Origin of the sequence: Fictibacillus macauensis ZFHKF-1, assembly GCF_000269865.1 — a bacterium.
Taxonomy (GTDB): Bacteria; Bacillota; Bacilli; order Bacillales; family Fictibacillaceae; genus Fictibacillus_C; species Fictibacillus_C macauensis.
The window spans coordinates 249,415-271,328 of the sequence record NZ_AKKV01000024.1 but is presented as its reverse complement, the minus strand read 5'-3'; the positions used below and the strand labels follow the sequence as shown (position 1 = coordinate 271,328).

At 40.9% G+C, this 21,914-nt stretch carries 23 protein-coding genes; all 23 read left to right on the top strand.

Going from position 1 to position 21,914, the window contains the following annotated elements; translation table 11 throughout:
* The first annotated feature begins 7 nt into the window (after nt 1-7).
* The 23 genes from A374_RS08785 (at nt 8) to A374_RS08675 (ending at nt 21,908) form a co-directional block, all read left to right on the top strand.
* Entirely contained in the window at nt 8-220 is a 213-nt protein-coding gene (locus A374_RS08785; RefSeq protein WP_007201856.1) for a hypothetical protein, read from the top strand.
* A 56-nt stretch (nt 221-276) separates the two neighbouring features.
* The gene (locus A374_RS08780; protein ID WP_007201855.1) at nt 277-519 is read left to right on the top strand and encodes a helix-turn-helix domain-containing protein; all 243 of its coding nucleotides are present in this window, start codon (nt 277-279) and stop codon (nt 517-519) included.
* A 346-nt stretch (nt 520-865) separates the two neighbouring features.
* A complete protein-coding gene (locus A374_RS21450; RefSeq protein ID WP_007201854.1) occupies nt 866-1,171 on the top strand; it encodes an HNH endonuclease in 306 nt (101 codons plus the stop codon).
* Between the two features lie 396 nt (nt 1,172-1,567).
* Nucleotides 1,568-1,780, top strand: a complete 213-nt coding sequence (locus A374_RS08770; protein WP_007201853.1) for a hypothetical protein — start codon at nt 1,568-1,570, stop codon at nt 1,778-1,780.
* An 85-nt stretch (nt 1,781-1,865) separates the two neighbouring features.
* Nucleotides 1,866-2,201, top strand: coding sequence for an HNH endonuclease (locus A374_RS08765; RefSeq protein WP_007201852.1), 336 nt, complete (start codon nt 1,866-1,868; stop codon nt 2,199-2,201).
* Nucleotides 2,202-2,203: 2 nt separating this feature from the next.
* Nucleotides 2,204-2,470 carry a hypothetical protein gene (locus A374_RS08760; RefSeq protein WP_007201851.1) on the top strand — a complete coding sequence of 89 codons (267 nt, stop codon included), beginning with the start codon at nt 2,204-2,206 and terminating at the stop codon, nt 2,468-2,470.
* Nucleotides 2,471-2,906: 436 nt separating this feature from the next.
* A complete protein-coding gene (locus A374_RS08755) occupies nt 2,907-3,275 on the top strand; it encodes a P27 family phage terminase small subunit (protein WP_007201850.1) in 369 nt (122 codons plus the stop codon).
* A complete protein-coding gene (locus tag A374_RS08750) occupies nt 3,256-4,956 on the top strand; it encodes a terminase large subunit (protein ID WP_007201849.1) in 1,701 nt (566 codons plus the stop codon). The genes A374_RS08755 and A374_RS08750 overlap by 20 nt, the downstream gene beginning before the upstream one ends.
* Nucleotides 4,957-4,960: 4 nt before the next feature.
* The gene (locus A374_RS08745; protein ID WP_007201848.1) at nt 4,961-6,205 is read left to right on the top strand and encodes a phage portal protein; all 1,245 of its coding nucleotides are present in this window, start codon (nt 4,961-4,963) and stop codon (nt 6,203-6,205) included.
* Nucleotides 6,202-6,933 carry a head maturation protease, ClpP-related gene (locus A374_RS08740; RefSeq protein WP_007201847.1) on the top strand — a complete coding sequence of 244 codons (732 nt, stop codon included), beginning with the start codon at nt 6,202-6,204 and terminating at the stop codon, nt 6,931-6,933. Before A374_RS08745 ends, A374_RS08740 begins: the two co-directional genes overlap by 4 nt.
* Complete coding sequence (locus A374_RS08735; protein ID WP_007201846.1) at nt 6,930-8,081, top strand: phage major capsid protein; 1,152 nt, start codon at nt 6,930-6,932, stop codon at nt 8,079-8,081. Before A374_RS08740 ends, A374_RS08735 begins: the two co-directional genes overlap by 4 nt.
* Nucleotides 8,082-8,099: 18 nt before the next feature.
* Nucleotides 8,100-8,369, top strand: a complete 270-nt coding sequence (locus tag A374_RS08730) for a head-tail connector protein (protein ID WP_007201845.1) — start codon at nt 8,100-8,102, stop codon at nt 8,367-8,369.
* Between the two features lie 7 nt (nt 8,370-8,376).
* The gene (locus A374_RS08725; protein WP_007201844.1) at nt 8,377-8,568 is read left to right on the top strand and encodes a hypothetical protein; all 192 of its coding nucleotides are present in this window, start codon (nt 8,377-8,379) and stop codon (nt 8,566-8,568) included.
* An 8-nt stretch (nt 8,569-8,576) separates the two neighbouring features.
* Nucleotides 8,577-8,897, top strand: a complete 321-nt coding sequence (locus A374_RS08720; protein WP_007201843.1) for a phage head closure protein — start codon at nt 8,577-8,579, stop codon at nt 8,895-8,897.
* Nucleotides 8,898-8,899: 2 nt separating this feature from the next.
* Nucleotides 8,900-9,265: an HK97-gp10 family putative phage morphogenesis protein gene (locus A374_RS08715; RefSeq protein WP_007201842.1), complete on the top strand. Its 366-nt coding sequence runs from the start codon at nt 8,900-8,902 to the stop codon at nt 9,263-9,265.
* Complete coding sequence (locus A374_RS08710) at nt 9,262-9,642, top strand: hypothetical protein (protein ID WP_007201841.1); 381 nt, start codon at nt 9,262-9,264, stop codon at nt 9,640-9,642. Before A374_RS08715 ends, A374_RS08710 begins: the two co-directional genes overlap by 4 nt.
* 65 nt (nt 9,643-9,707) lie before the next feature.
* Complete coding sequence (locus A374_RS08705; protein ID WP_007201840.1) at nt 9,708-10,283, top strand: major tail protein; 576 nt, start codon at nt 9,708-9,710, stop codon at nt 10,281-10,283.
* Nucleotides 10,284-10,401: 118 nt separating this feature from the next.
* Complete coding sequence (locus tag A374_RS08700) at nt 10,402-10,653, top strand: hypothetical protein (protein ID WP_007201839.1); 252 nt, start codon at nt 10,402-10,404, stop codon at nt 10,651-10,653.
* A complete protein-coding gene (locus A374_RS08695; RefSeq protein WP_007201838.1) occupies nt 10,654-12,714 on the top strand; it encodes a hypothetical protein in 2,061 nt (686 codons plus the stop codon). It abuts the gene before it with no gap.
* Between the two features lie 85 nt (nt 12,715-12,799).
* Nucleotides 12,800-13,108, top strand: a complete 309-nt coding sequence (gene gpG / locus A374_RS08690) for a phage tail assembly chaperone G (RefSeq protein WP_007201837.1) — start codon at nt 12,800-12,802, stop codon at nt 13,106-13,108.
* Nucleotides 13,109-13,315: 207 nt separating this feature from the next.
* Entirely contained in the window at nt 13,316-17,734 is a 4,419-nt protein-coding gene (locus A374_RS08685) for a peptidoglycan DD-metalloendopeptidase family protein (RefSeq protein ID WP_007201836.1), read from the top strand.
* A 61-nt stretch (nt 17,735-17,795) separates the two neighbouring features.
* Nucleotides 17,796-19,466, top strand: coding sequence for a phage distal tail protein (locus A374_RS08680; RefSeq protein WP_007201835.1), 1,671 nt, complete (start codon nt 17,796-17,798; stop codon nt 19,464-19,466).
* A gap of 21 nt (nt 19,467-19,487) precedes the next feature.
* On the top strand, nt 19,488-21,908 hold the full coding sequence (locus A374_RS08675; protein ID WP_007201834.1) for a phage tail spike protein: 2,421 nt from the start codon (nt 19,488-19,490) through the stop codon (nt 21,906-21,908).
* Nucleotides 21,909-21,914 lie beyond the last annotated feature (6 nt).

The following is a 21,914-nucleotide window of genomic DNA, read 5'->3' as shown; positions in this document are numbered from 1 at the left end:
ATTTCAAATGTCAGTAACTTATAAAGGTAAAGAAATCACATTGGTGCAAGATCCGTATATCGATGGAGTATCTGGTCAACGTCCACATTACAAAGCAACTGGCGAGGATGTTGAAGGCAATGAGTACCTGGTTACTTGGGACGTAAAGGACAACTGGGAAGAGATTGAAGACGAATCAGAAATGTGCGACTGGAATCAATACGAAGTACAACAAGCGTAAAGATTATGGCCACTGGGTGACTGGTGGCTAATCTTCTTTTAAAAAGGGGAATGAATATGAAGAAGAAAACAATTGATCAATACATGACGATTATAGAAGCTGCATACCGTTGGGGTGTGCCTGTAGATACACTCAAAAACAAACTTAAACCATCCATCATATCGCAAAGAGAACTCACGCAAAAGCTAATTGATGAAGGTCTTATCAAGTTCTTTCAAGCGCCAGAAAAGAAGCGCAAGGACTGGATTATCAGTGCAGCTGCGATGGATAGATGGTTCGGCGAAAAGAACAATGTTTAATTCCCGCTATAAAATCTTTTCTTAATTTTTTAGGAATATTTTCACAGGCTTTTCATTCATTTGGTTTTAACCCTGTTATATTTGTACTATCAACAATCGAGGTTATGGCTACCTGGTTGTTGTGTTGTATGTAAATTCAACTACCCTTTGAAGGTGCTCATTTAATGAGTGCCTTTTTTTATGCCATTCAAAGAAGATGGTGAGAACAATGAAGCGTGCTGATCGTAAAGAGAAGAAACGTAAAAAGAAGAAACCAGAGTCTATTGATTGGGCGGATATGATGGGGATGAAACGCGATACATTCAAACGTGTACGAGGTGCTATCAGAAGGAAGTGAAAAAAGGTTATGCAATTTAAGCGAATGACTAGGAACTTTGCGAGAGCAAAGAATAAGGGTGAGCAAGCATTCAAGAATTACTATCGAAACATTTCCAGTAACTTCATAAAAAAACAAGAGGTACGGAATTGTGTCTTTGAAAGTGATAACTATAAATGTGTACGGTGTGGCAGTGAGGATAATCTTCAAGTCGATCATATCGTTTCTGTTTATAAAGGATATAAGGAATGTATGCCACCAGAAGTTATAAACGCTTATAACAACCTTCAAACACTTTGTTCTTTTTGCAATGCTGGCAAAGACGTTAGTGAGTAATCTCATTAACTCCCATTCACGTCCGTTCAATTTCTTTCAGTTTTCTTCAATTTTCTTGAGTGGTCATTAATGTAACATTAACTCCCGCTCAAAGGGGGTTTATGTTGACATTAACTCTATGACCTTTCTTTTAGTCACGTCAACTTCACTTGTTCTTACCTAAATACTGGATAAAGCGGACACTTTGCATGTTACTGATTTTCTTCATGTCCCTTTGAGTGGTCATTTTTGCCCGTTGAACGGTCATTAATGCAACATAATGTTGACGATAATCCCTAAAGTAAAAGGTAAAGTAAAAGTAAAAGTAAAAGATATATTTAAGTACTTAAGATCTTTAAGAGCAAATGGGGAAAATCTTATGATTAATTCTAAAGTCAAAGGCATAAGGAGAAAATGATGAACAAACCCTTTCTTGTTATTACACTTGATACAGTATCCAGTGTGCCAGAGGTCGAATTGAATGGTGTGAAGGTGGAAATGCTGACAGATGTACAGTTTGAATATCAAACGAATGATGAAAGTTCACGACACCCTAATCAGATAACGATAGGATGGTATGAGCAACTAGGACACAAGGTAAGGATACAGCACGTTGCCGAGACAATATGATGAGCTAGATCTCGATAAGCTTAAATAATATTTCAAGAGGATGGCCAACCGCTGTCCTCTTTTCTTTTTGCTAAGAGGTGAGCAGATGGAAAGTAAACATCAGCAGTACAACAAATACAAACGTGATCCAGAGTCGTATCGATTCTATCGCAGCACAGCATGGCGTAAGTGCAGACAGCTTGCTTTAATGCGTGACGATTATTTATGCCAACATTGCTACAAGCATGATCAAGTGATTACGCCAGCAGACATGGTGCATCACATCAAAGAGTACAAGGATCATAGAGAGCTAGGCTTGGTACTTGATAACTTAATAAGCTTATGTAATGCATGTCATAACAAAATACATCATGGCACTCAGCAAAGAAAACCAAGGGGCGTAAATGTGATTACGTCAAAACCAAATAGGGAGATGTGGTAAGGATGGGTCAATTTAATTTAAGGGATAAGGTTTATGAAATGATTAGTAATGATGTACGAGTAATGACGAACATTGCGGAAGCGCTCAAATATGACAAAATCATAATTGATCAAAAAGAAGAACAAGTTGCGGAATTAAAGGCGACCATTGAAGAAGCATGTGAAAAGTTCGAATTTGTTTTAGAGAAAACAGATTATGGCGTTAGGTTATTCAAAAGCAGAGAAGAGCTCGAACATAAGAGAGCGAAAGAACGAGAGGGGATGCAGTAATGCTAGTTGTTTGATTATGGGTTCTTATAATCCTTTTCTGTTTAAACTCCTGTAATCGCCTTGTGTGGCGTTTTCTTTCCTTTCGGCTACCAAAACACTCAAAGGGATGCAAACGTGCAACAGTGGCTCATTATGGCGGTCTGAATGAATGATATGCCGTTGATGATGAGTGAACATGAAACATTGAAGTCGTGATGATGATTTTCATACTACCAAAAGTGTTATTTTCATGAATTGATTTTAAGGTGTCTAACAAAGCGATAGAGAGACGATTTTATTTTCAGTCTCTTTGAGTCACGAACAAAAATAAAATGGCGTGGTGAAGCGAATAGCCCCCCTACCGTCGGGATTAGAGAATTATCCTCTCTTTCGGTCGATGGGCTCCTTCGTTTGCGACGCGGAAACCTTTTATATGATGAGGGGGGGTCCCAATTTGATGTTTAAGCCAAAAACCAACATAAAAAATCGAGCTGCGCGCACTATGTTTAAGATAATTGTCGAAGAATTACGCATTGATGCGAACTTGAGCGAACGGACAATTATGCTAGTTGATAATATTGTGTTGCTGGAACAATTGAAACAAGCGGCAATCGATGACATAAAACTGCGGGGCGCTGTGGAATTATTTAAAAACGGCTCTCAAGAAATGTTCAGAGAAAATAAATCGGTCGATAAAATTTTAAAAATCGTGGAGCAACAAAGAAAGCTACAAGCGGAATTAAAACTTACCCCTGCCTCGGATAGAAAGGTTTCCAGTGTCGTAGATCCAGAGGACGGCGGTAGCGATGATTTCGAGTCCTTCTAAAAAACTGCAAGCCACCGAATATGCAATAGGTGTGACTACCCACACAATCATTGCATCAAAAAAAGTATTTCTGGCATGTCAACGCCATTTAAAAGACCTGGAAAGGCAAGGGACAGAAAAATTCCCCTATGTTTTTGACGAGGATGCAGGATATCGACCGATTCAATTCATCGAAAAGTTTTGCAAGCCGTCTCAAGGGGATTTCAGCCGTTTGGAACTGGATGGATGGCAGCACTTTTGTGTTGGTTCTCTTTACGGATGGGTGCATAAAGACACACGACTAAGGCGCTTTAAAGAGGGCCTTATTTTTGTTGCTCGAAAAAACGGAAAAACGACGCTGACATCGGGGCTATCACTTTATGCTGCGGCAAAAGATGGCGAAAAAGGGGCAAGGGTTTTTCAACTTGCCAACTCAAAAGAACAGGCAAGGGAAATGTTTGAAGAGTGTAAGGCGATGGTTGAAAGTTCGCCATTGCTGAACCGCCATTTTGAAGCAAGACAGCATGAAATTAGATTTCCGAAAACTATATCCACCATCAAGCCGTTGGCAACAGACAGTAAAAAGCTAGATGGTAAGAATACAAGTTTCGGAGCGTTCGATGAAATCCATGAATACAAAGATTACAAGTTGATTAACGTTATCAAAAACTCGCGCGGATCCCGCAAGCAACCACTCATCGTATATATCACAACAGCGGGCACTCAATTAGATGGCCCGCTTATTGATTATTACGAACATGGAACGGATGTATTAGAGGGCATTGTGGATGACGAGCGGAGTTTTTATTTTATGGCCGAGCTTGATGATCCAAAAGAAATAGACAATCCGGAAATGTGGGGCAAAGCAAATCCAAGTTTGGGGAAAACGCAACAAATTGCAGGAATGATTGATGATTGGGATAAGGTGAAGCACATTCCAGGAGAGAAGAACGACTTTATCACAAAACGTTTGAACCTCTTTGTTAAATCGGACGAGCAATCCTTTTTGAGTTACGAGGTTCTAAAGCGAAATAACAAAGTTGTGGATATTGATTTCTTTGCTGGCGCCACATGTATCGGAGCATTTGACTTGTCAGAGACAGAGGATTTCACATCTGCTTGTTTGGAATTTCCGATGATGGCCACAGGTGAGGTTTTTGCACTCTCCCATTCATGGATTCCGCGTAAAAAAGTTATTGCAGACAATGAAAAAATTAACTATGAAGCATATGCAAAAGCGGGCTTGCTCACCATTGTTGAGGGTGAATATGTGCGACACGAACTGGTTTATGACTGGTTTGTGGCCATGTCTTCAAAATACTCAATACAAAAGATTGCTTATGACCCAGCCAAGGCATATCGCTTGGTTCAGGACTTAATTGCATTTGGGTTCCCGATGGAAATTGTTAGGCAGGGTGCTCTTACGCTTAGTGATCCACTCAAGGATTTAAAAAACTTATTCTTGGATGGCAAGGTGATTTTTAACAACAATAAATTATTACGTTGGTATATCAATAATGTGAAGTTGAAAGAGGACCGTAATCGTAACTGGTTACCTACCAAACAAAATCGATACCGAAAAATTGATGGCTTTGCCGCCTTGCTTAATGCGCACACCGAAGTGGTTAAGTTAATGGCTCAACCGCAAAGCACTGGCCAAATAAAATCCATGAGCTTTAGTGAACTTCTTGGAAGGAGGTGATTATTTGGGACTATGGCAAAGTATGAAAAACTTTTATACCAAGGTGCAGTATTTTGCGGCAGCTGCTAATCCTTATGCTGGATCTGGATACAGCACGCAAAAAATTAAGACATCACGAAATATGAACAGCAAAGCGGGAAAGGAACTGGCTACAAATGAAACCATCTTTTCCGCAGTGTCCAAGTTATCCAATTCAATCGCTAGTTTGCCCTTAAAACTCTATAAAGACTTTGAGCCAGTGCAGAACCCAGGATCTGACTTGCTTTCTTTTGAACCTAACCTTAATCAAACAGCGTTCGATTTTAAACGAACACTGGAAGCTTTGCGCAATACAACAGGCAATGCGTATGCCATTAAAATCTATGGTGCCGGCTTTCAAGTGGAGTCGCTACACATTATTGACCCGTTAAAAGTTACACCGGTGTTTGAAGAAGAAAAAATGGAATTATGGTACGAGGTTAAGGGTGATAAAGGCGTTTATTACGTTTACAACACCGACATGCTGCATTTCAAACATATTCATGGTTTTGGCTTTAAAGGTATTAGTCCAATCGATGTTCTTCGCAATACATTGGAATTTGATGAGCAGATTCGGACGTTTAGCACAGAACAAATGAACGGTGCAAAACGATCGTTCCTCCTAAAGTACACTGGCAATGTGAGTGAAGAGAAGAAAAAAGAAATTGTGCAAAACTTCATCGATTTTTATACGGACAATGGGGGCATTATCTTCCAAGAACAAGGGTTTGAAATCAGCGAATTGAACGAAAGAAGCTTTATTAAATCAGAACTTTTTGAAGTGGAACAAATTACTCGTAGTAGGGTGGCCAGTGTTTATAATTTACCAGCTTATATGCTTGGTGACACAAAAGGTGGCGGTTCTGGTAGTGGAGCGGAAAGCCTTCAATTTGTGAAAGAAACCTTGCTCCCGATCGTCACTCAGTATGAACAAGAATTTAACCGAAAAATGCTCACAAGAGAGCAACGTTTGCAAGGTTATTACTACAAATTTAACCTTAAGGCTTTATTGCGAGCAGATACGGCCACGCAAGCCGAAGCGTATTTTAAAGGCGTTCGGTCTGGTATTTATTCACCGAACGAGATTCGGGCATGGGAAGAGCTACCGCCAGTAACTGGTGGAGACATGCCGTTTGTTAGTGGTGACTTGTATCCAATTGATACGCCAGTGGCAGAAAGAACAGGTAAAGGAGCACCAACACAAGCACTGAAAGGGGGTGAGAACGAATGAAGAAGTTTTGGACAGTAAAAGCGGCAGCGGATCAAGTTGGAGAGATTTCAATTTATGGGGACATTGTTTCCTACAAATGGGATGACTCGGACACGACTGCACAGAGTTTTAGTGATGATCTTAAATCACTCGGTGACATTAAGACATTAAATATTTATTTAAACTCACCGGGCGGCTCTGTTTTTCAAGGGAATGCAATCTATAGCATTTTGAAAAGGCACCAAGCAAAAGTAAATATACATGTAGATGGTTTGGCTGCATCTATCGCAAGTGTCATCGCAATGGCGGGTGACACTATTTTTATGCCCGAAAACGCCATGATGATGATTCACAATCCTTGGACTATCGCTTATGGCAACTCATCAGATTTCCGCAAAGTCGCTGATGACTTGGACAAGATGCGTGAGAGTTTGATTGCCGCTTATCAAGCTAAGACGGGCGACAAGATGGATCGTGACACACTTATTAACTTGCTAGATGCAGAGACTTGGTTAACAGCTCAAGAGTGCTATGACTACGGGTTATGTGACGTTGTTGAGGGTGCTGTTGATGTAGCTGCAAGTGTGAATAAAGAGTTCTTTGCACAATACAAAAACACACCTGAGAGCCTTATTTCAAAACCAGAGCCAGTAGCTGTAGATGACAGCGAGCTTCGCAAGCAGATTTTAGAAGAAACAAAAGCAGATTTACAACTTACTAACTTAATCTTAGGGGGATTAACCAAATGAAAATGAGCCTATTTGAATTGAAAAATGCACTTAAAACTGTTGGAGATCAAAAAGCAAAGCTAGAAAATGAAATTGTGGCACTGGTTGCAAATCCATCGTCAGATATTACGGACGTACAAAAATTAAAAGCGCAAAAAGAAGATGTGCAACAACGCTTCGACATCCTAAAAGCGCAACATGATCAAATGGAAAAAGAGCAACAAGCTCAATTCCAAGCTAAACAACAAACGTTGGGTGGTATTGAAGATCCAAAAGCGAAAATGACAGCTGCAAAAGCTGAAATGATTCGCGCAACAATGCAAGGACGTTCCATGTCCGATGAAGCAAAGGCGATTCTTGGTGACCGCAACAACACTGGTGGTGAGAAACTTTTACCTAAGACTGTTTCGGACGAGCTGCTTCATGAACCATTTGTAAAAAACCCATTGCGTGACATCTCTACTTTTACCAATGAAACAAACCTTGAAGTGCCGAAAATCTCTTTCCAGTTGGATAGTGATGATTTTATCAATGATTTGGAAACGGCAAAGGAAATGTCGGCTACAGGAGATACGGTTGTATTCGGTCGTCGCAAATTTAAAGTATTTGTTCCGATTTCCGAAACGATTTTAAAAGGTTCGGATTCTAACCTTGAGGAAGTAGTGGATCAAGCGCTCGAAAGCGGTCTTGCTGCTAAAGAAAAGAAAGTGGCGTTAGCAACAACGCCAAAAGTAGGAGAAGAGGAAATGTCCTTCTACTCTACGCAAACAGGTATTAAAGCTGTCACAGCAACAGATAAATACCTTGCAATTAAGGCAGCTATTGCAAACTTGCATGAAGACTACCGCGAAAACGCGAAAATCCTTATGTCTTTTGCGGATTACTCAGACATCATCGAAAAACTTTCCAACAGCAACACAACGCTTTATGATGCACCGCCAGAACGTGTGCTTGGCAAGCCAGTTATTTTTGCAGATGGTGCGGTTGATCCAATCATCGGTGACTTCCGTTACTCACACTTTAACTACGACATCGAAATGCTTAAAGATCGTGACAAAGATGTTAAAACAGGTGTGGAGCTTTTTGTGCTTACAGCGTGGTTTGACCACAAAATTAAGCTGAAATCAGCATTCCGCATTGCTAAAGTGGCAGCGGCGCCAAAAGTTTAATAGAATGGGGGCATTTTGATGCCTTTAAACATGGATTTACTCAAAAAATATTTACGAATCGACGGGAGCGAGGATGATGACATTCTTGCTCTTTTGGTCGAGTCAGCGAAAAAAGATTTGATGGATTCGGGCGTACCTGAACCGGTAGGCGGTTTTGTTGATCAGCGTTACGATTTGTTGATTATGCTGCATGTTGGTATGTATTACGAAAATCGTGATTCGACGGTAAATGTGGAGAAATTCAACACAATGTATCAAAATTTACTGTTAAAACTGAAATCGAGGTGATTTTCCCATGAAATACAAGGTTTTAAAGGATTTTATTGATAAAAATACCCATATCTTGCATGAAGAGGGTGATTCTTACGAATGCGCCGAAAAAGAACGTGTGGAATTTTTGCAAGAAGAGGGTTTTTTGGAAGCGGAGAAAGCCGCCGTAAAGAAGGATAGCAAGAAGCAAGCGCCATCGAAAAAAGATGATAAGTAGGTGCTCTTATGAATCCAGGGAAGATGAATGAGCGTATCACCTTTTACGGTATCGAGTCTAAAAAAGATGACTATGGCGACAAAATTGAAACAAAAGTGGACAAATATGCGTGCTGGGCGAGTGTCCGCACGCAATATTTAAAAGAAGTACAGGCAACCATTGGTACAGTGCTTGAAAATACGATTACTTTCTTCATTCGGTACAAAAAACAAGAGATCGATACAGCTTGGAAAGTCGAATGGAGAGGGCAACCGTATGAAATCATCCAAGTTAATCCCGATCATGTAAAAAAAGATATTACGGCCGTCATTGTAAAGAAGGTGTCGTAAGTATGGGATTAGATGTTGATACAAACAGTGTGACATCGGAGCTCCAACGGCTTGCTCGTGCAAATAGAAATGTGGAAACAAAGGCTATGAAAACAGTGGCTCAAAAAGTAGCGGATCAATTAAGTGTAAACACACCACTAGGTCGTTACAATGATGCCCATTTAAGAGAACATATTGTAGTTGGCACACCGAAAGATGGTGAAATCCAAGTCGGTTATGACAAAGAAGTGTCTTGGAGGGTACATTTTGCGGAATTAGGTACAATTAAGCAACGTCCGCAAAACTTTGTACAGCGCACAGCAGAAAGCATGCAACAAGACATTATCTCGATGCTTGAGGAAGAAATCAGAAGGGGCTTAGGACTATGATAAAAATTCCCATTAACATGGTTTATGATATTTTGTCCGCTTCTGATTTGTTCAAAGGCGTAAATATTCATTTGGTGGATGTGGACGAAGATTATCAAAAGCTCACTGCTTTACCGATTGTGCGGGTGAATGAAATCAACTCGTATCAAAATGGATTTGCATCCAATCTGGCAAATAGCATGTCGATAACTGTCCAAGTGGATATTTGGATTCGCAGCTATAAGGATGCCAATAAATATTACTATGAAATTGATAAAATCATGAATCATAACGGCTGGGCCTGCAATTTATCTGGTGTAGATCGTGACAAAGATTTCAACAACATTTTACGCATTTACAAACGATACACGACATCGCAAAAACTTAACTTCGCATAGCACCTATTGGGTGTTATTTTTTTTGACTAAAAAACCCAAGCACCAAAATTGAAAGGAGTTTTGACATGGCAACAGTTGGCTTTGAAAAAGCATACATCGGTATTTTAGATAAAGACGGATACGCAACGAAAGTACATGAAATCAATGCAATGGAGGGTGGTGCTATTGATGCAAAGATTAGTGGTCTTGGCGCAGCCATGAATACCACTTATGCATCAAACGTGCCTTTCCACGTATCGGCTCAAGGTACATCTAATCCTAAAGTGGATTTAAGCGTGGCAGACTTGCCATCTAAGGTATATACAGACATCATGGGTGCAGAAAAAGGGGAGGATGGCATTATTAAAATTGGTGCCAAGACACGTCCACCTTATGTGGCGCTCATCCTTAAGTCGGCAGATAAAGATGGTAACGGATTGTATCTGGGCTTTACCAAGGGTAAGTTTACGCAAGACGGCGGGGAATTGAAAACACAGGAAGATAAAGGTGTAGAATTACAAACGGACTCTATTACTGGTGAGTTTATTGCTCGTGGATCTGATGAGTATGTGTTTGGTAAAGGTTCTACAGCTGATCCAGGTTTTACGCCAGAAAAATTTAAACAGTGGATTATGCCAACAAAAGCAGGTAACACACCCTAAAAGAGAGAGCTTTTTTCTCACACCTTTTAACACAGCTGCACGAGCATAAAGCTCTCGGACTACGTAGAGGGGTCATTTGACCTCTCTTTTTTTATAATTAATGAAGGGGGTTTAGGCGGTGTTTAATGATAAAAAGATTTTAAGAGATGCGAGCGGCGATCCGATACCGCAGGTTTTCAATCCAGCAACTAATGCTTATGAGCCATTTACAGGCGAGATGAATGTTAAACTAACGGGGAGTAATATGGAATACTTCGGCAACTCTTCCGATACAAAACCAACATCTAATATTAAAGTTGGCGCAACGTTTTTTGAAATTGATACAACTACAGCTTACATGTTCGATGGTGCAAAATGGGTGGTGATTTAATTGGATGTTATTTCTTACGCCAAGGCTAAAAAAGCACATGAGCAATTAAGCTATTTATCGCCAAAAAAGTTAAAAAGAAAGCATCGCCTACTGTTTGTTCGCCCATCAAAAGACGAAGTTGAGTACACTCTAGTTATGCCAGAAGATAAATTTAAAGCTGGTATCACAATGGAAGTGTGTGGTTACGAAGCGTTTGTTGACAATGCAGATGCTTGGAAAAACGAATTTGATATCTTCTGTTTCCAACACGCACACATCATGCCATATACAACAAAATGCACTCCTGCACAAGTTAAAGCAGCAGCGAAAAAGTTTATGGATGCTGGCGTATTCTTCATGTGGTTCTCCATTGCAGGACTGAAATTACAAAAATATGCGGCAAACGGAAGCATGGATGCCAACGCAGCAGATATGACGGACTTATTAAATGGACTAGCACGAACAACACAAAACATGAGCGCACTTACTGGAAGCTTTTCAGTTGACAGTTCTTTTCCAAGTAACATTTTAAGAAGCGAATGTATCCCATCTTCTGCTTATCTAAACAGCTATACATCTACTGATCCAAAGACAGTTTTTCCAATTAAGGCTACACAAGGTGCGCTCACAGCTAATACAGTGGCTTATCGTCCGGGCTCTTTTATGATCATCGGTTATGGTGGTAGTGGTGGAGGTAATACAACAACATTAGCTGCTTATAAATACATTAATCTAGGTAACTTCTTCCCTATAATTTTAGATAAAGAAAAAAATACACGATTAGCACTTGATGCAGCATACGGACGAAGAATCGTAGGTTTAGGTCTTGACTGTTGTGGAACAACTGATCGTGATGCTATACAAGTAATAATTGATGCGTTTGACGGAAAGCCGATGGAGTTTGGTTTTGTATCCAAGAAAGTTACACCAGAGTTAGCAGGTTGGATGCGAGGATTTACAGACAATCAACGTTTTGGCATTGGTACACATACTCACAATCATTTTAACGAAGACTCTATGACGGTTACTGATGAACTTTGTGTAGTAGGTAGTGACCAGTTGGTTAAAATTGATAAGCCATTTAAAGCTAGTTTAACAGGTATTAAATCACAGGATGATACTATCACATTTACTAAGCAAAGCACATCAATTGACAGTGGTAATCCGGGAGCAACAGAGTACGCAATCAATGAAGAAACAACGTACAATAAAGCATCTCTAATTGACGGGTATATTAAATTCAATGCAAGTCAGATTGGTAAAACGGTTAAGGTTTCTTATACCTATTTTGACGAAAATCAAATCATGCTGGGCAGTATTACCGACTTAAGAAATAAAGGAGCATTAACTAAACCTTTTATCTTTTTAACAGGTGGTTGGTACTCTCATCATCCTAATACTGTTACCATCGCAGACCAAACAGATGCAACCTTATGTTCACCGCAATACTTCCCTGGTTACGCATTTGCCGAGACTATTTCTCGAATGCGTGTTAAACGCCCATTGCCAGTTGGGAACATGATGAAGCATGGTTGGAATGATCCAGTATTAGACATAAGCTTTTTTAAATACGATAAAAATACACTTAAAACAACGTATTTTCCAGAAGCGTTCAAGCGCAGTGCGGAAATGGAACTCCCTCACGTCTTTTATTTACATGACTTTATGTATAGTGAAAAAGCAAGTGATGGTTTGACGGTCAGTTCCAAGTATAGTTCTGATTGGAAGAAAGGTGATATAGCTTCTACTCGTGCTTACGCAAAAGAATTTTGGACGTGGTTAATTGCGGAGTTTGACAAGCAAAATGTTTACTGGTCAACTCGTAGTAAATATGAGGACAGATACCAGTACATCAACAAGCACATTTGGTATGATGTCACAGATAAAAATGGTGTAACAACTGTAACAGTTAGAAATCGTGGGAAAGAAACTGTTCATGGTATCACTTTCAGAGTACCTATGAAAAAGTTTAACACAGTGAAGAATGGTGATGTAAAAATGGAGTACACTTACGAAAATGAGCTACTAACAACATGGTTTGACGTCTATGCAGGTGACACAATTACATTTACTGTTTCTTAAACTAACGGTGTTCGAATCTTAAATAAAAAATCAAGCTAAGCGATCCGCAAAGGGTCGCTTTTTTAAATTATAGGAGGAATTATAAATGTTAAAAATTGAATTGCGTAACGAAGCGGGAGAAATCAAAACATACACACAGGATTTTGTAAGTGGCCGTAAATTTCGTACAGCTATGAAATTTGGTCAAAAGGTCGAAAAAGGCGAATTATCGGAGCTTGAAGTGGTTGATGAAATGGTGGCATTGGTAGCAAGCATGTTTGACTCAGAAGCAGTTAGCTTTGACAGCATTTACGATGGTGTATCTGCCAGTGATTTATTAAACGTACTTAACAGCGTGCTTGAAGGTGTAACGGGTGGCGTAATGGGACAGGTGGACATGGTTGAGGGAAAGTAGTTGATAATCCCACCTACGAAAAAGCAGTAGATAATCTGGAAGCTATGTATGCAGATTTGCTCAAAAATGGGTGGAAGCTTCATGACATAGATTCAATGGACATGAGTTACTTTATGGAGATCATGACCAAAGGTGAGAAGATAAGCAACGACCGCATGAGTGCAGAAGAATTCTTTGCAAAGATTTAAGAGGGAAGGAGGTTAACTTATGGCGCAAGGTCAAAACGGCAATCCAATCGGTAATATGATAATTAATCTATCCATGAATGGCTCACAGTTTCAGAACACATTAGATAACATTAATCAACAAGTGAGACTGGCAGAGTCAGCCATGAAAGCCAATCTCCGCACATTGGGTGATGCCGAAAAGTCTTATGGTGGTTTAGCAAGCCATGCCGAAAATTTAGAACGAGTCATGGAAGCGCAACGCCGTAAGATGGATGAGTTGAACCGTAAGCACCAAGATGCTGTAAGGGTGCATGGGGAGTCATCCAGACAGGCTCAAAAACTCGCGGAACAAATCAATCGTAATGTCGTGACTTATTCCAACTATGAGAGACAGCTCAATTCAACTCGTCGTGAGATGATCTATGCAAGCGAAGGGGTTAACGAACTAACAAACGAGATGCGCGACATCGAGCGGGAAACAGCCAACTCATCTCGTGCGCTACGGAGTGCTGGGGATGTGATGGGGTCTTATCAAAGACAGTTAGACGGTATCACACGTCAAACACAACTGTCCGAAAGAGCCATTGAAGCACAGCGCAGAGTTGTGCAACGAATGAATGATGAGTTTGGAGAGACGGATTCCAGAACTGCCAACGCACGAGAGTCCCTAGCAAGATTAGAGCGGCAATTTGAAGAGTTAAGCACACAAGGTATTGCAGTTAGAAACTCAATGACACAGGTCAATGACTCAACAGAAGAAGCGGGCAGTCGCTTTGAAGCATTGCGAGGGCGTATAGGTAAGATAGGCCTTGCCCTTACTGCTGCTTTTACCGTACCGCTTGCAGCTATAACAAAAATCGGTGTCGAAGTTTCAAACATGGTTAGTGATGCGGAATTAAAAATAACCGGTTTAATGAATACCACAAAGGATAGCGCCAAGAAAATCTCTCGGGACATTACCCAAGCCTATGCAAAAGTATATTCAGATTCCCCAGAGCAGGGCGCGGAAGCAAGAGCGGGGGTACAAGCTCAAACAGGATTAAAGGGTAAAAAAGCACAAGATGTAGCCAACATGACGTATGTTATTGCGCAGGCCACTGGATATGAACAAGAGCAAATTATAGCTACACTCAATACATTCATGAAAAAGTATGACTTAAGCGCAAACCAAGCTTATGATGAACTGCTTCGATTACGAGAAGCGGGAGTCACAGAGCTAGACGAGATCAGAGAGTATTTACCGCTCATGAAAGATATGGGTATTACAACAAGTCAGTTTACAGGTGCCATTGCCGCAGGAATACAAGAGGGCGGTTGGAATGCTGATAAGGTTCAGGACTTTATCAAAGAGGGCGCTATTCGAATCAACAGTGAAGATAAAAAAACTTATAGTGCCGTTGGACTCGGTAAAGAGTTTAAACAGTTCCAAAATAAAAAAATAGATTACACTGAATTTCTTGGTAAAGCGCAAGAAAAAGCAAAAGGAAAGTCAGTTACTAAACAAAAACAAATGTGGGCAGCAGTCAGTGGTACTCAAGGGGAAGACATTGACTTAGATACCATTAACGCAACCGTCAGCGGTTTGAAAAAAGGCAAGAAAATAGAAAGTGGAAAATCGGGCGATTTAAAAGAGCAATATGACTCTAAGCCGATGGTTCAATTCACAAAAGCAACTCGTGAGCTCCAAGTGGCTCTTAAACCGCTTGGAGATACTTTGTTACAGCTAGGCACATCCATTCTGGAAAAGGTTTCTCCTTACATCAAAAGCTTTTCGGAGTGGTTTGCAAAGTTAGGTGACGGCTCAAAAATTGCCATACTTGCGTTTACTGGAATAGCGGCGTCCATGGCACCATTGGGCATCGCTTTTTCTATTGTTGGCAAAGGTGTTAAATCGTTCTTTGGTATATTCGGCAAAATCTTCGGGCTGTTTAGTCGTTCGGAAGAAGGAACAAGCCGAATGTCCAGAGCCATGAGTCGTCTCGGTGGCGTGTTCGGTCGAATTAGAGGTGTTGCTTCAAGTGCCTTTTCTGGAATCGCTAGAGGGGCTACTGGTGCAATTCGGGCAATGGGCAGTGGTTTTAGTAGAGCTACAGGTGTTTTGCGCTCATTCGGCTCACAAATTGCTCGGGTAGGGTCTTTAATGGGCAGAGGTTTTTTGGCAACGGTCAGGGGATTAGGCAGAGGGCTCAGCATGTTTAGTGGTGTCCTTAGTAAAGTAGCGGGCGTGATCGGTAAGGGATTGGTCACAGCACTTCGATTAGCTGCAGTTGGTTTTAAAATTCTTGGGCGTGCCATGTTTATGAATCCAATAGGACTCATTATTACAGGTATTATTGCTTTAGTAGCAGGATTCAGACTTGCCTACAAACACTCCGAAACGTTTCGTGCCATTGTAGATAAATTATGGGGTGCTATTAAAAAGGGGTTAAAGTGGGTTAAGGATTTTGGGTCTGCTATTGTTAGCTTGTTTAAGGGTGATAATAATAAAGGCGCCAAGTTACTTGCTAAGATTGGCTTAACACCAGAAACCATTAATAAAATACAAACGGCTGTAAGGTTAATTAAAGAGCAATTCAAGGGCATGATTAATGGGATTAAAAAGATATTTTCAGGGATTAAACAAGTCTTTACAGGCTTTGTCCAAGGAGATATGACAAAGGTTTGGCAAGGAATTAAAACTATTTTTTCTGGTGCGATTAGTGCCATTCGGTCAACCATTGCTTATAAATTTATTGCTTATATCGTCAAGGCAATAGGTGGCTTTGTCTCTAATGTCATAGGCAAAATCAAAAGCTTGTGGAGTCGTATCAAGAATTTCTTTTCCGATGGGATCAGCAACGTAATATCTGGCATCGGTAGATTCGCAGGGAACATGATTAGTAAATTCGGTGACTTGAAAAATAGAGCCATTGATAAGTTTAGAGACATGGTTGATTACGTCAAAAAGGTGCCAGGTAAGATGGCAGACGGATTGGCTAAAGGTAAGGATGCGCTTGTTGATGGTGCAAAAAAACTCGGTAACGGATTAATATCTGGTATTGAGTGGGGTGTTAATAAAGCCATTGGTGGTGTCAACTGGGTTTTAGATAAACTCGGATCAGATACACGTATTAGCAAATGGGAAGCGCCACATTTCAAAAACGGTACACCTCAAGGCGGCCATAAAGGTGGTCTTGCAGTTGTTGGTGATGGTGGCGAACATGAATTAATCGTATTACCAAACGGCAAGATGGGCTTATCACCAAATAAAGATACACTTGTTAATCTGCCAAAAGGAACTGAAGTTGTTAGCGGTAAGAAAACAAAACAGTTATTTGGTGGTGGCAAACCTAGCGATTACATTCCTGCTTTTAAAGATGGTACAGGCGGTATGTGGAGTAAGGCAGCAGAAGCCGCAAAAGGTGCTTATCATAAGGTAAAGGATTGGGGCTCGGGGATTTGGGATTGGGTAAAAGATAAAGCTTCAATTGGCAAACTCCTAATCAACCGGATTGCTGAATCTGGATTCGGTCGTATGGCCACCGTACCTTTGTCTATGGCAAAAGGCGCAGTGGTACAAGCGGTTGATGCAGGTAAGTCTTACCTTTATAAGATTGCACAAGGATTAATGGGTGGAAGTGAAAACGGTGGTTATGCAGCCATGGTTGGTTCTTCTCATGGGCGCGGCTTCGGTCCTGCATTCCGTAAAACATCGAACTATGGTATGCGGTGGGGTAGACTCCACAAAGGGCATGACTATGGCGCGATGATCGGCACGCCCATTCCTTCGCAGTCAGCAGGTACTGTAATCTATTCAGGCTATGGCGTAAGTGGTTCGGGCTATGGTGGCTATGGTAACGTGGTCCATGTAGCTGCAGGTGGCGGTATGTCTTATCTTTATGGCCACATGAGCCGTCGCGGTGTAATGACTGGACAGCGTGTATCGTTAGGTCAATACCTTGGTGCGGTTGGTTCCACTGGTAACTCCACTGGTCCCCATCTGCATTTTGAAACACGCAGAAATGGCGTGGCTTTTAGTCCGTCGGCTATGGGTTATGCAAAGGGTGGCTTTATCAACAAAGAGCACATGGCCATGGTTGGTGAAGGAAACAAACGCGAGGTAGTCATACCGCTTGAGCGTTACAAAGAACGCGCTAAAGCACTGTGGGTACAGGCCGGAAAACAGCTTGGTATTTTGAACGAAAACAAAAACCGCAGTGTAGGCTTACAGCGTTTAAATAACTACCGCGGCACATCCAGTACACCTGTTGCAGATCAGAGAGATACGGCGCTATTGGCTAAACAACTTATGTTAATGCAACAACAAGTAGATGCATTGGCTGAGTCCAACAAGCTGCTTACTCAAATCTTGCTCAAGGATACATCGGTGTATTTAGACAGTAAAGAAATCCACGATAGCAACAAGCACTATGCTTCCAAAGAAAAGTTTAAGCGTAATCTTGCGACAGGAATTATTTAATAGTGGTGCAAAGGGTGTCATTTAAACTGACGCCCTTTTTGCATTGGAAAGGAGACGCTAGATGCCTAGTATTAATTATTGTGGTTATGACAGCCTAAAGGATTTAAACCTAAATGTTACGGATATACGCAAGGACTCAACGCCTGCCATGACGGAACAAGTTGAGGACATACCAGGAATGTTTGGTGTGATTTATAACGGAACTAGCTTTGGTGCAACCACAATTGAGATTGAGTGCTTACTCATTGTGGATACAGACAAGGAACGCACTCAACTTATTAGAGACATCTCATCACTGATTGTGCAAACAAGTGATGGCAGAGATTACCCTTTAATTTTGAGTGATGATCCAGACGTTACATGGTGGGTGCACCCTGTTGAATTTACACAGCCGCAGCGTGTGGCTCAAGGTGTTTCGGATTCAATCATCACCATTAAATTTAGCTGTAGTGAAGGTGTTGGACAAGGTTTAAAACAAACGGTCAATCTCAACGCTCTTACAAGTACAATCACACCAATTGGCACAGCAATAACACGTCCGGTCTTTACGTTAGTTACTAAAGATCCGCTAACAAAAGTCGGTATAAGCAACGGTGAAGAATACGTGTATTTAGGTGCTGGCTTTGATGATGAGTCACAAGATAGTCCAGTAGATCAGAAACCACGAGTGATGGATGATGATTGTAAAACATTAACCAAGTGGACAAAGATAACAACGCCAACCTTTTTAATTGAAAACGGAAAGATTGCTTCTGATGCCACGTTTAGAAATACAGCCGAAGCGATAGCGATTGGCCAGAAAAATGGCAAAGACTTTTTCGGCACAAATCCAAATGGCAAAGGTAAAAAGGGATGGTACGGTGCAGCTTATCAACAGTTTTTAACACAATCATTAACAGATTGGGAAGTATATGCACGCGTAAATTTTAACAACAAATCACAGCGGGCCATGAACAAACTGGAATTATATTTATTAGATTCAAATGGAAAACGTATCGGAAAGTTGATGGTTAAAGATAATGATATTTCATTAGAAAACCTTGTAGCCGCTCAAATTGGTTATGAGTCCGAACCTGGTAAGTATCGAGACGTGTTTCTATCAACGCGCGATGGTTCGAAGATCACTAAAAAATCGCGGACAAAGAAAATATCCGTCAGAGGGAAAATGAAAACAACAGACAGCAAGGGGAAAACGAAGGTTTACACAACTTCAAAAACTCTTTCAACGTCTGCGATGGAAAATACATTTACAGATTTTTATGGATACATTCGATTAAAAAAACAAGGCAATAAATATACAGCAACGGTGTCGGAATTGAATGATAAAGGCATCGAGATTGGCAAGAAGTTTACAACTACGTATACAGACACCGCAAATGCTTTTGGTGACAAGTTGGGTGGTATTGCTCTTTTCTTGGGCAAGCATGACATCACAGAAGATACATTTGATACGCCTGTCGCTTACACACCAAACTTTATGCAGCTGGCGCATGTGTCCATTTATGGCATCCAAGGTGATACCAAACAAGTGGTGCTCGAAGCAGGAGACGAAATCATTATAGATTGTGAGAATCATAGGGTTTATAAAAATGGTGTCTCTTACATGAGTAACTTTTTAATCGGCAGTCAGTTTTTTGAAATGAAAGCAAATGAAGTGAGTGTGTTTAGTGTGTACCCTACACCAAGCGCCAACAATGAGTGGCAACTGGATTACACGCCACGTTATAACTAGCGCGGAAGGAGTTGAGGATAGATGATATATATACTTGATAAGGATGAGAGGATACAAGGGGTACTATCCAATAAAGGAAATGGCTGCCGTTATGTGTCGGATCTGCATAACAATAAAATTGCAGAAGCGGGCGAATCAGATAATGGTCAACTTAACAAGATATGGTCAGAATCGCTATCCCTCTCCGTACCTTATAACGGCAAAGATGAAATAGAAATGCTTGAGAACGGAACGGAATTACTGATACAGGACAAAGCAAGTAAACTATGGAAACTCTTTACGATTTACGAAGTGAGCGATGATGTTGTAGGACAAACCCATTACAAAAACATTGAAGCATTTAATAGCTGTATATGGAAGCTTGCTCATACACAAATTGAGACCAAGACCTTTACAAATGCCAAGTCATCACAAATCTTTCCTTACATTTTTCAGCGGAGCGGCTGGACGCTGAATCCATTCAATGAGTTTGATGCACCGGTTAACACCATCGCTATTGAAGCAGGAACAAGTCAAGCGGCACTGGATAACGCCATCAAAGAATTTAAAGTGGAAGTTGAAGCATACGCAGAAATCAATAAGGATAACTCCATCAAGCGTTGTGTGAGGTTGGTTAGTAAACTTGGAGAAAAAACAGGAGAGCTTTTTGAGTACCGCCACAATATAAAAGGTGCTTCTCGAAAACGATTGGACGCTGATTTTTATACAAAACTTTTTGTGTATGGGGTAGCAGATGACAAAGGGAATCCATCTACAATCACCAGTGTAAACAAGGTGAAAAACAGCGCGGGCGTTGTTACTAATCTCCCGTACATAGTCGATGATGAAGCAAACGATAAATACAATGATGGTAAAGCATATATTGAGGGTGCTATCACGTCTGAAACATTAAGCAAGCCGGCTGAACTTTTAGCCTGGGGCAAAGAACAAATGAAATATTATAACCATCCGAAGTATCAATATAGCGTGGATGTATCACTGCTTGGCGAACGTCCCAACATTGGAGATACAGTTCCAGTAGTTGATTTTGAAATGTTACCACCCATGGCCTTTACAGCTCGGGTTGTAGAAACTAACTTTTCAACATCGGATCCAAAAGCGGATTCGGTAGTGTTCGGGGAGTTTACAACGATTAAGGTAGTCCCACCAAACCTTATCAAGCAGCTAGAAGCAAAAGCGGACCAAGCATTAAAAGAGATTGGAGACATCAAAGACTATCGGATTACCTACACTACGCCTGATGGCACTGATTTTGCAGACACCAAAGAGAAAAAGCGAATTGTTGTGCAAGTGTTTAAAGGATTGATACAGGTAACGTCAGAGCTTCCTGCTGATGCGTTTGAGTGGGAGCGAATAGATAGGTTAGGTAACTTTGATTTAACGTTCCAAGAAGTGCACAAGGGCTCTGGCAACGTCATTGCAATTGATTACCTTGAAGCAGGTACAATTCGATGTAACGTAAGCCTGCCAGAAAAACCAGAAAAGCCAGATGAAGAAGAACCACCCAAACCAATCCGTCTCACAATTGAAGCGGATTTTTCGCATTTCAGTCGTTTTCAATTTGGTGCAACGGCTACGGATCCGGAGATTAATTATAAGGTTTGTCAATATGCTCATTACGATGTGACCAGTAATCAAATCTATTGGTCCCAAAAGTACGAGGGAGCACAGGTAACAAAAGAAGACATTGCGCTATGCGAGTCTTATAGCTTATCTCGTACCGATGTTGCAGGAAACTTACTTGATAAGATGGTTATTAAATATGGTGGTCATGGTAGCCATTACGGAGTAGAAAACGTTAACGGCAAGGTTTGGATATATTCAGCACTATGGGACAAACCGAATAAGAAATGGTACTACGTTAAGTTCCCATACACGCCTAACAAGGTGCTTTTGTTCGGTGATCCAATTGTAAAAGTTATCGCTAATGAAAAGGACTACAGTTACGGTCGTTTTAATCTGGATACGCGTAATGGCTATGTACTCTTTGTAGCAGGACAGCGCGAAAAAGCCACACATCGCATTGTAACGAGAGAAGATTTCGAGAAAAACAAACTAGATGTCAAATACTCGATGAAAGCATCTGATATTGGTATCAAATCGACGCAAACGTATCAGTCATCTTGCTTGGACTTTCCATACCTGTACACCACATATGGTTATGGTTATGGCAACGGAGAGGATGATAGCAAGGATAGACCAACTACGTATTGTATCGATGTACGAACTAAGGCACTCGTCTACAAGATTGACTTTGCATTTAACGCAGGTATTCGCCCGCTGGATGATTTGCACGAAGCGGAAACCATTAACTATTACTATGACAAAGACGGCGTGAAATGGATGCTACAGGGCTTTGCTACACGTCACGAAAACCCTAACTATGCTCGGGCAAACAACTCACTATATAAGGCAAAAGAATATAAGAGGGCAGACACGTAAACCCTC

Excerpts from the sequence above, each read along its gene's own strand:
- A374_RS08785 (WP_007201856.1), top strand. The coding sequence starts at position 8 with ATGTCAGTAACTTATAAAGGTAAAGAAATCACATTGGTGCAAGATCCG.
- A374_RS08780 (WP_007201855.1), top strand. The coding sequence starts at position 277 with ATGAAGAAGAAAACAATTGATCAATACATGACGATTATAGAAGCTGCA.
- A374_RS21450 (WP_007201854.1), top strand. The coding sequence starts at position 866 with ATGCAATTTAAGCGAATGACTAGGAACTTTGCGAGAGCAAAGAATAAG.
- A374_RS08770 (WP_007201853.1), top strand. The coding sequence starts at position 1,568 with ATGAACAAACCCTTTCTTGTTATTACACTTGATACAGTATCCAGTGTG.
- A374_RS08765 (WP_007201852.1), top strand. The coding sequence starts at position 1,866 with ATGGAAAGTAAACATCAGCAGTACAACAAATACAAACGTGATCCAGAG.
- A374_RS08760 (WP_007201851.1), top strand. The coding sequence starts at position 2,204 with ATGGGTCAATTTAATTTAAGGGATAAGGTTTATGAAATGATTAGTAAT.
- A374_RS08755 (WP_007201850.1), top strand. The coding sequence starts at position 2,907 with ATGTTTAAGCCAAAAACCAACATAAAAAATCGAGCTGCGCGCACTATG.
- A374_RS08750 (WP_007201849.1), top strand. The coding sequence starts at position 3,256 with ATGATTTCGAGTCCTTCTAAAAAACTGCAAGCCACCGAATATGCAATA.
- A374_RS08740 (WP_007201847.1), top strand. The coding sequence starts at position 6,202 with ATGAAGAAGTTTTGGACAGTAAAAGCGGCAGCGGATCAAGTTGGAGAG.
- A374_RS08735 (WP_007201846.1), top strand. The coding sequence starts at position 6,930 with ATGAAAATGAGCCTATTTGAATTGAAAAATGCACTTAAAACTGTTGGA.
- A374_RS08730 (WP_007201845.1), top strand. The coding sequence starts at position 8,100 with ATGCCTTTAAACATGGATTTACTCAAAAAATATTTACGAATCGACGGG.
- A374_RS08725 (WP_007201844.1), top strand. The coding sequence starts at position 8,377 with ATGAAATACAAGGTTTTAAAGGATTTTATTGATAAAAATACCCATATC.
- A374_RS08720 (WP_007201843.1), top strand. The coding sequence starts at position 8,577 with ATGAATCCAGGGAAGATGAATGAGCGTATCACCTTTTACGGTATCGAG.
- A374_RS08715 (WP_007201842.1), top strand. The coding sequence starts at position 8,900 with ATGGGATTAGATGTTGATACAAACAGTGTGACATCGGAGCTCCAACGG.
- A374_RS08710 (WP_007201841.1), top strand. The coding sequence starts at position 9,262 with ATGATAAAAATTCCCATTAACATGGTTTATGATATTTTGTCCGCTTCT.
- A374_RS08705 (WP_007201840.1), top strand. The coding sequence starts at position 9,708 with ATGGCAACAGTTGGCTTTGAAAAAGCATACATCGGTATTTTAGATAAA.
- gpG (WP_007201837.1), top strand. The coding sequence starts at position 12,800 with ATGTTAAAAATTGAATTGCGTAACGAAGCGGGAGAAATCAAAACATAC.
- A374_RS08685 (WP_007201836.1), top strand. The coding sequence starts at position 13,316 with ATGGCGCAAGGTCAAAACGGCAATCCAATCGGTAATATGATAATTAAT.
- A374_RS08680 (WP_007201835.1), top strand. The coding sequence starts at position 17,796 with ATGCCTAGTATTAATTATTGTGGTTATGACAGCCTAAAGGATTTAAAC.
- A374_RS08675 (WP_007201834.1), top strand. The coding sequence starts at position 19,488 with ATGATATATATACTTGATAAGGATGAGAGGATACAAGGGGTACTATCC.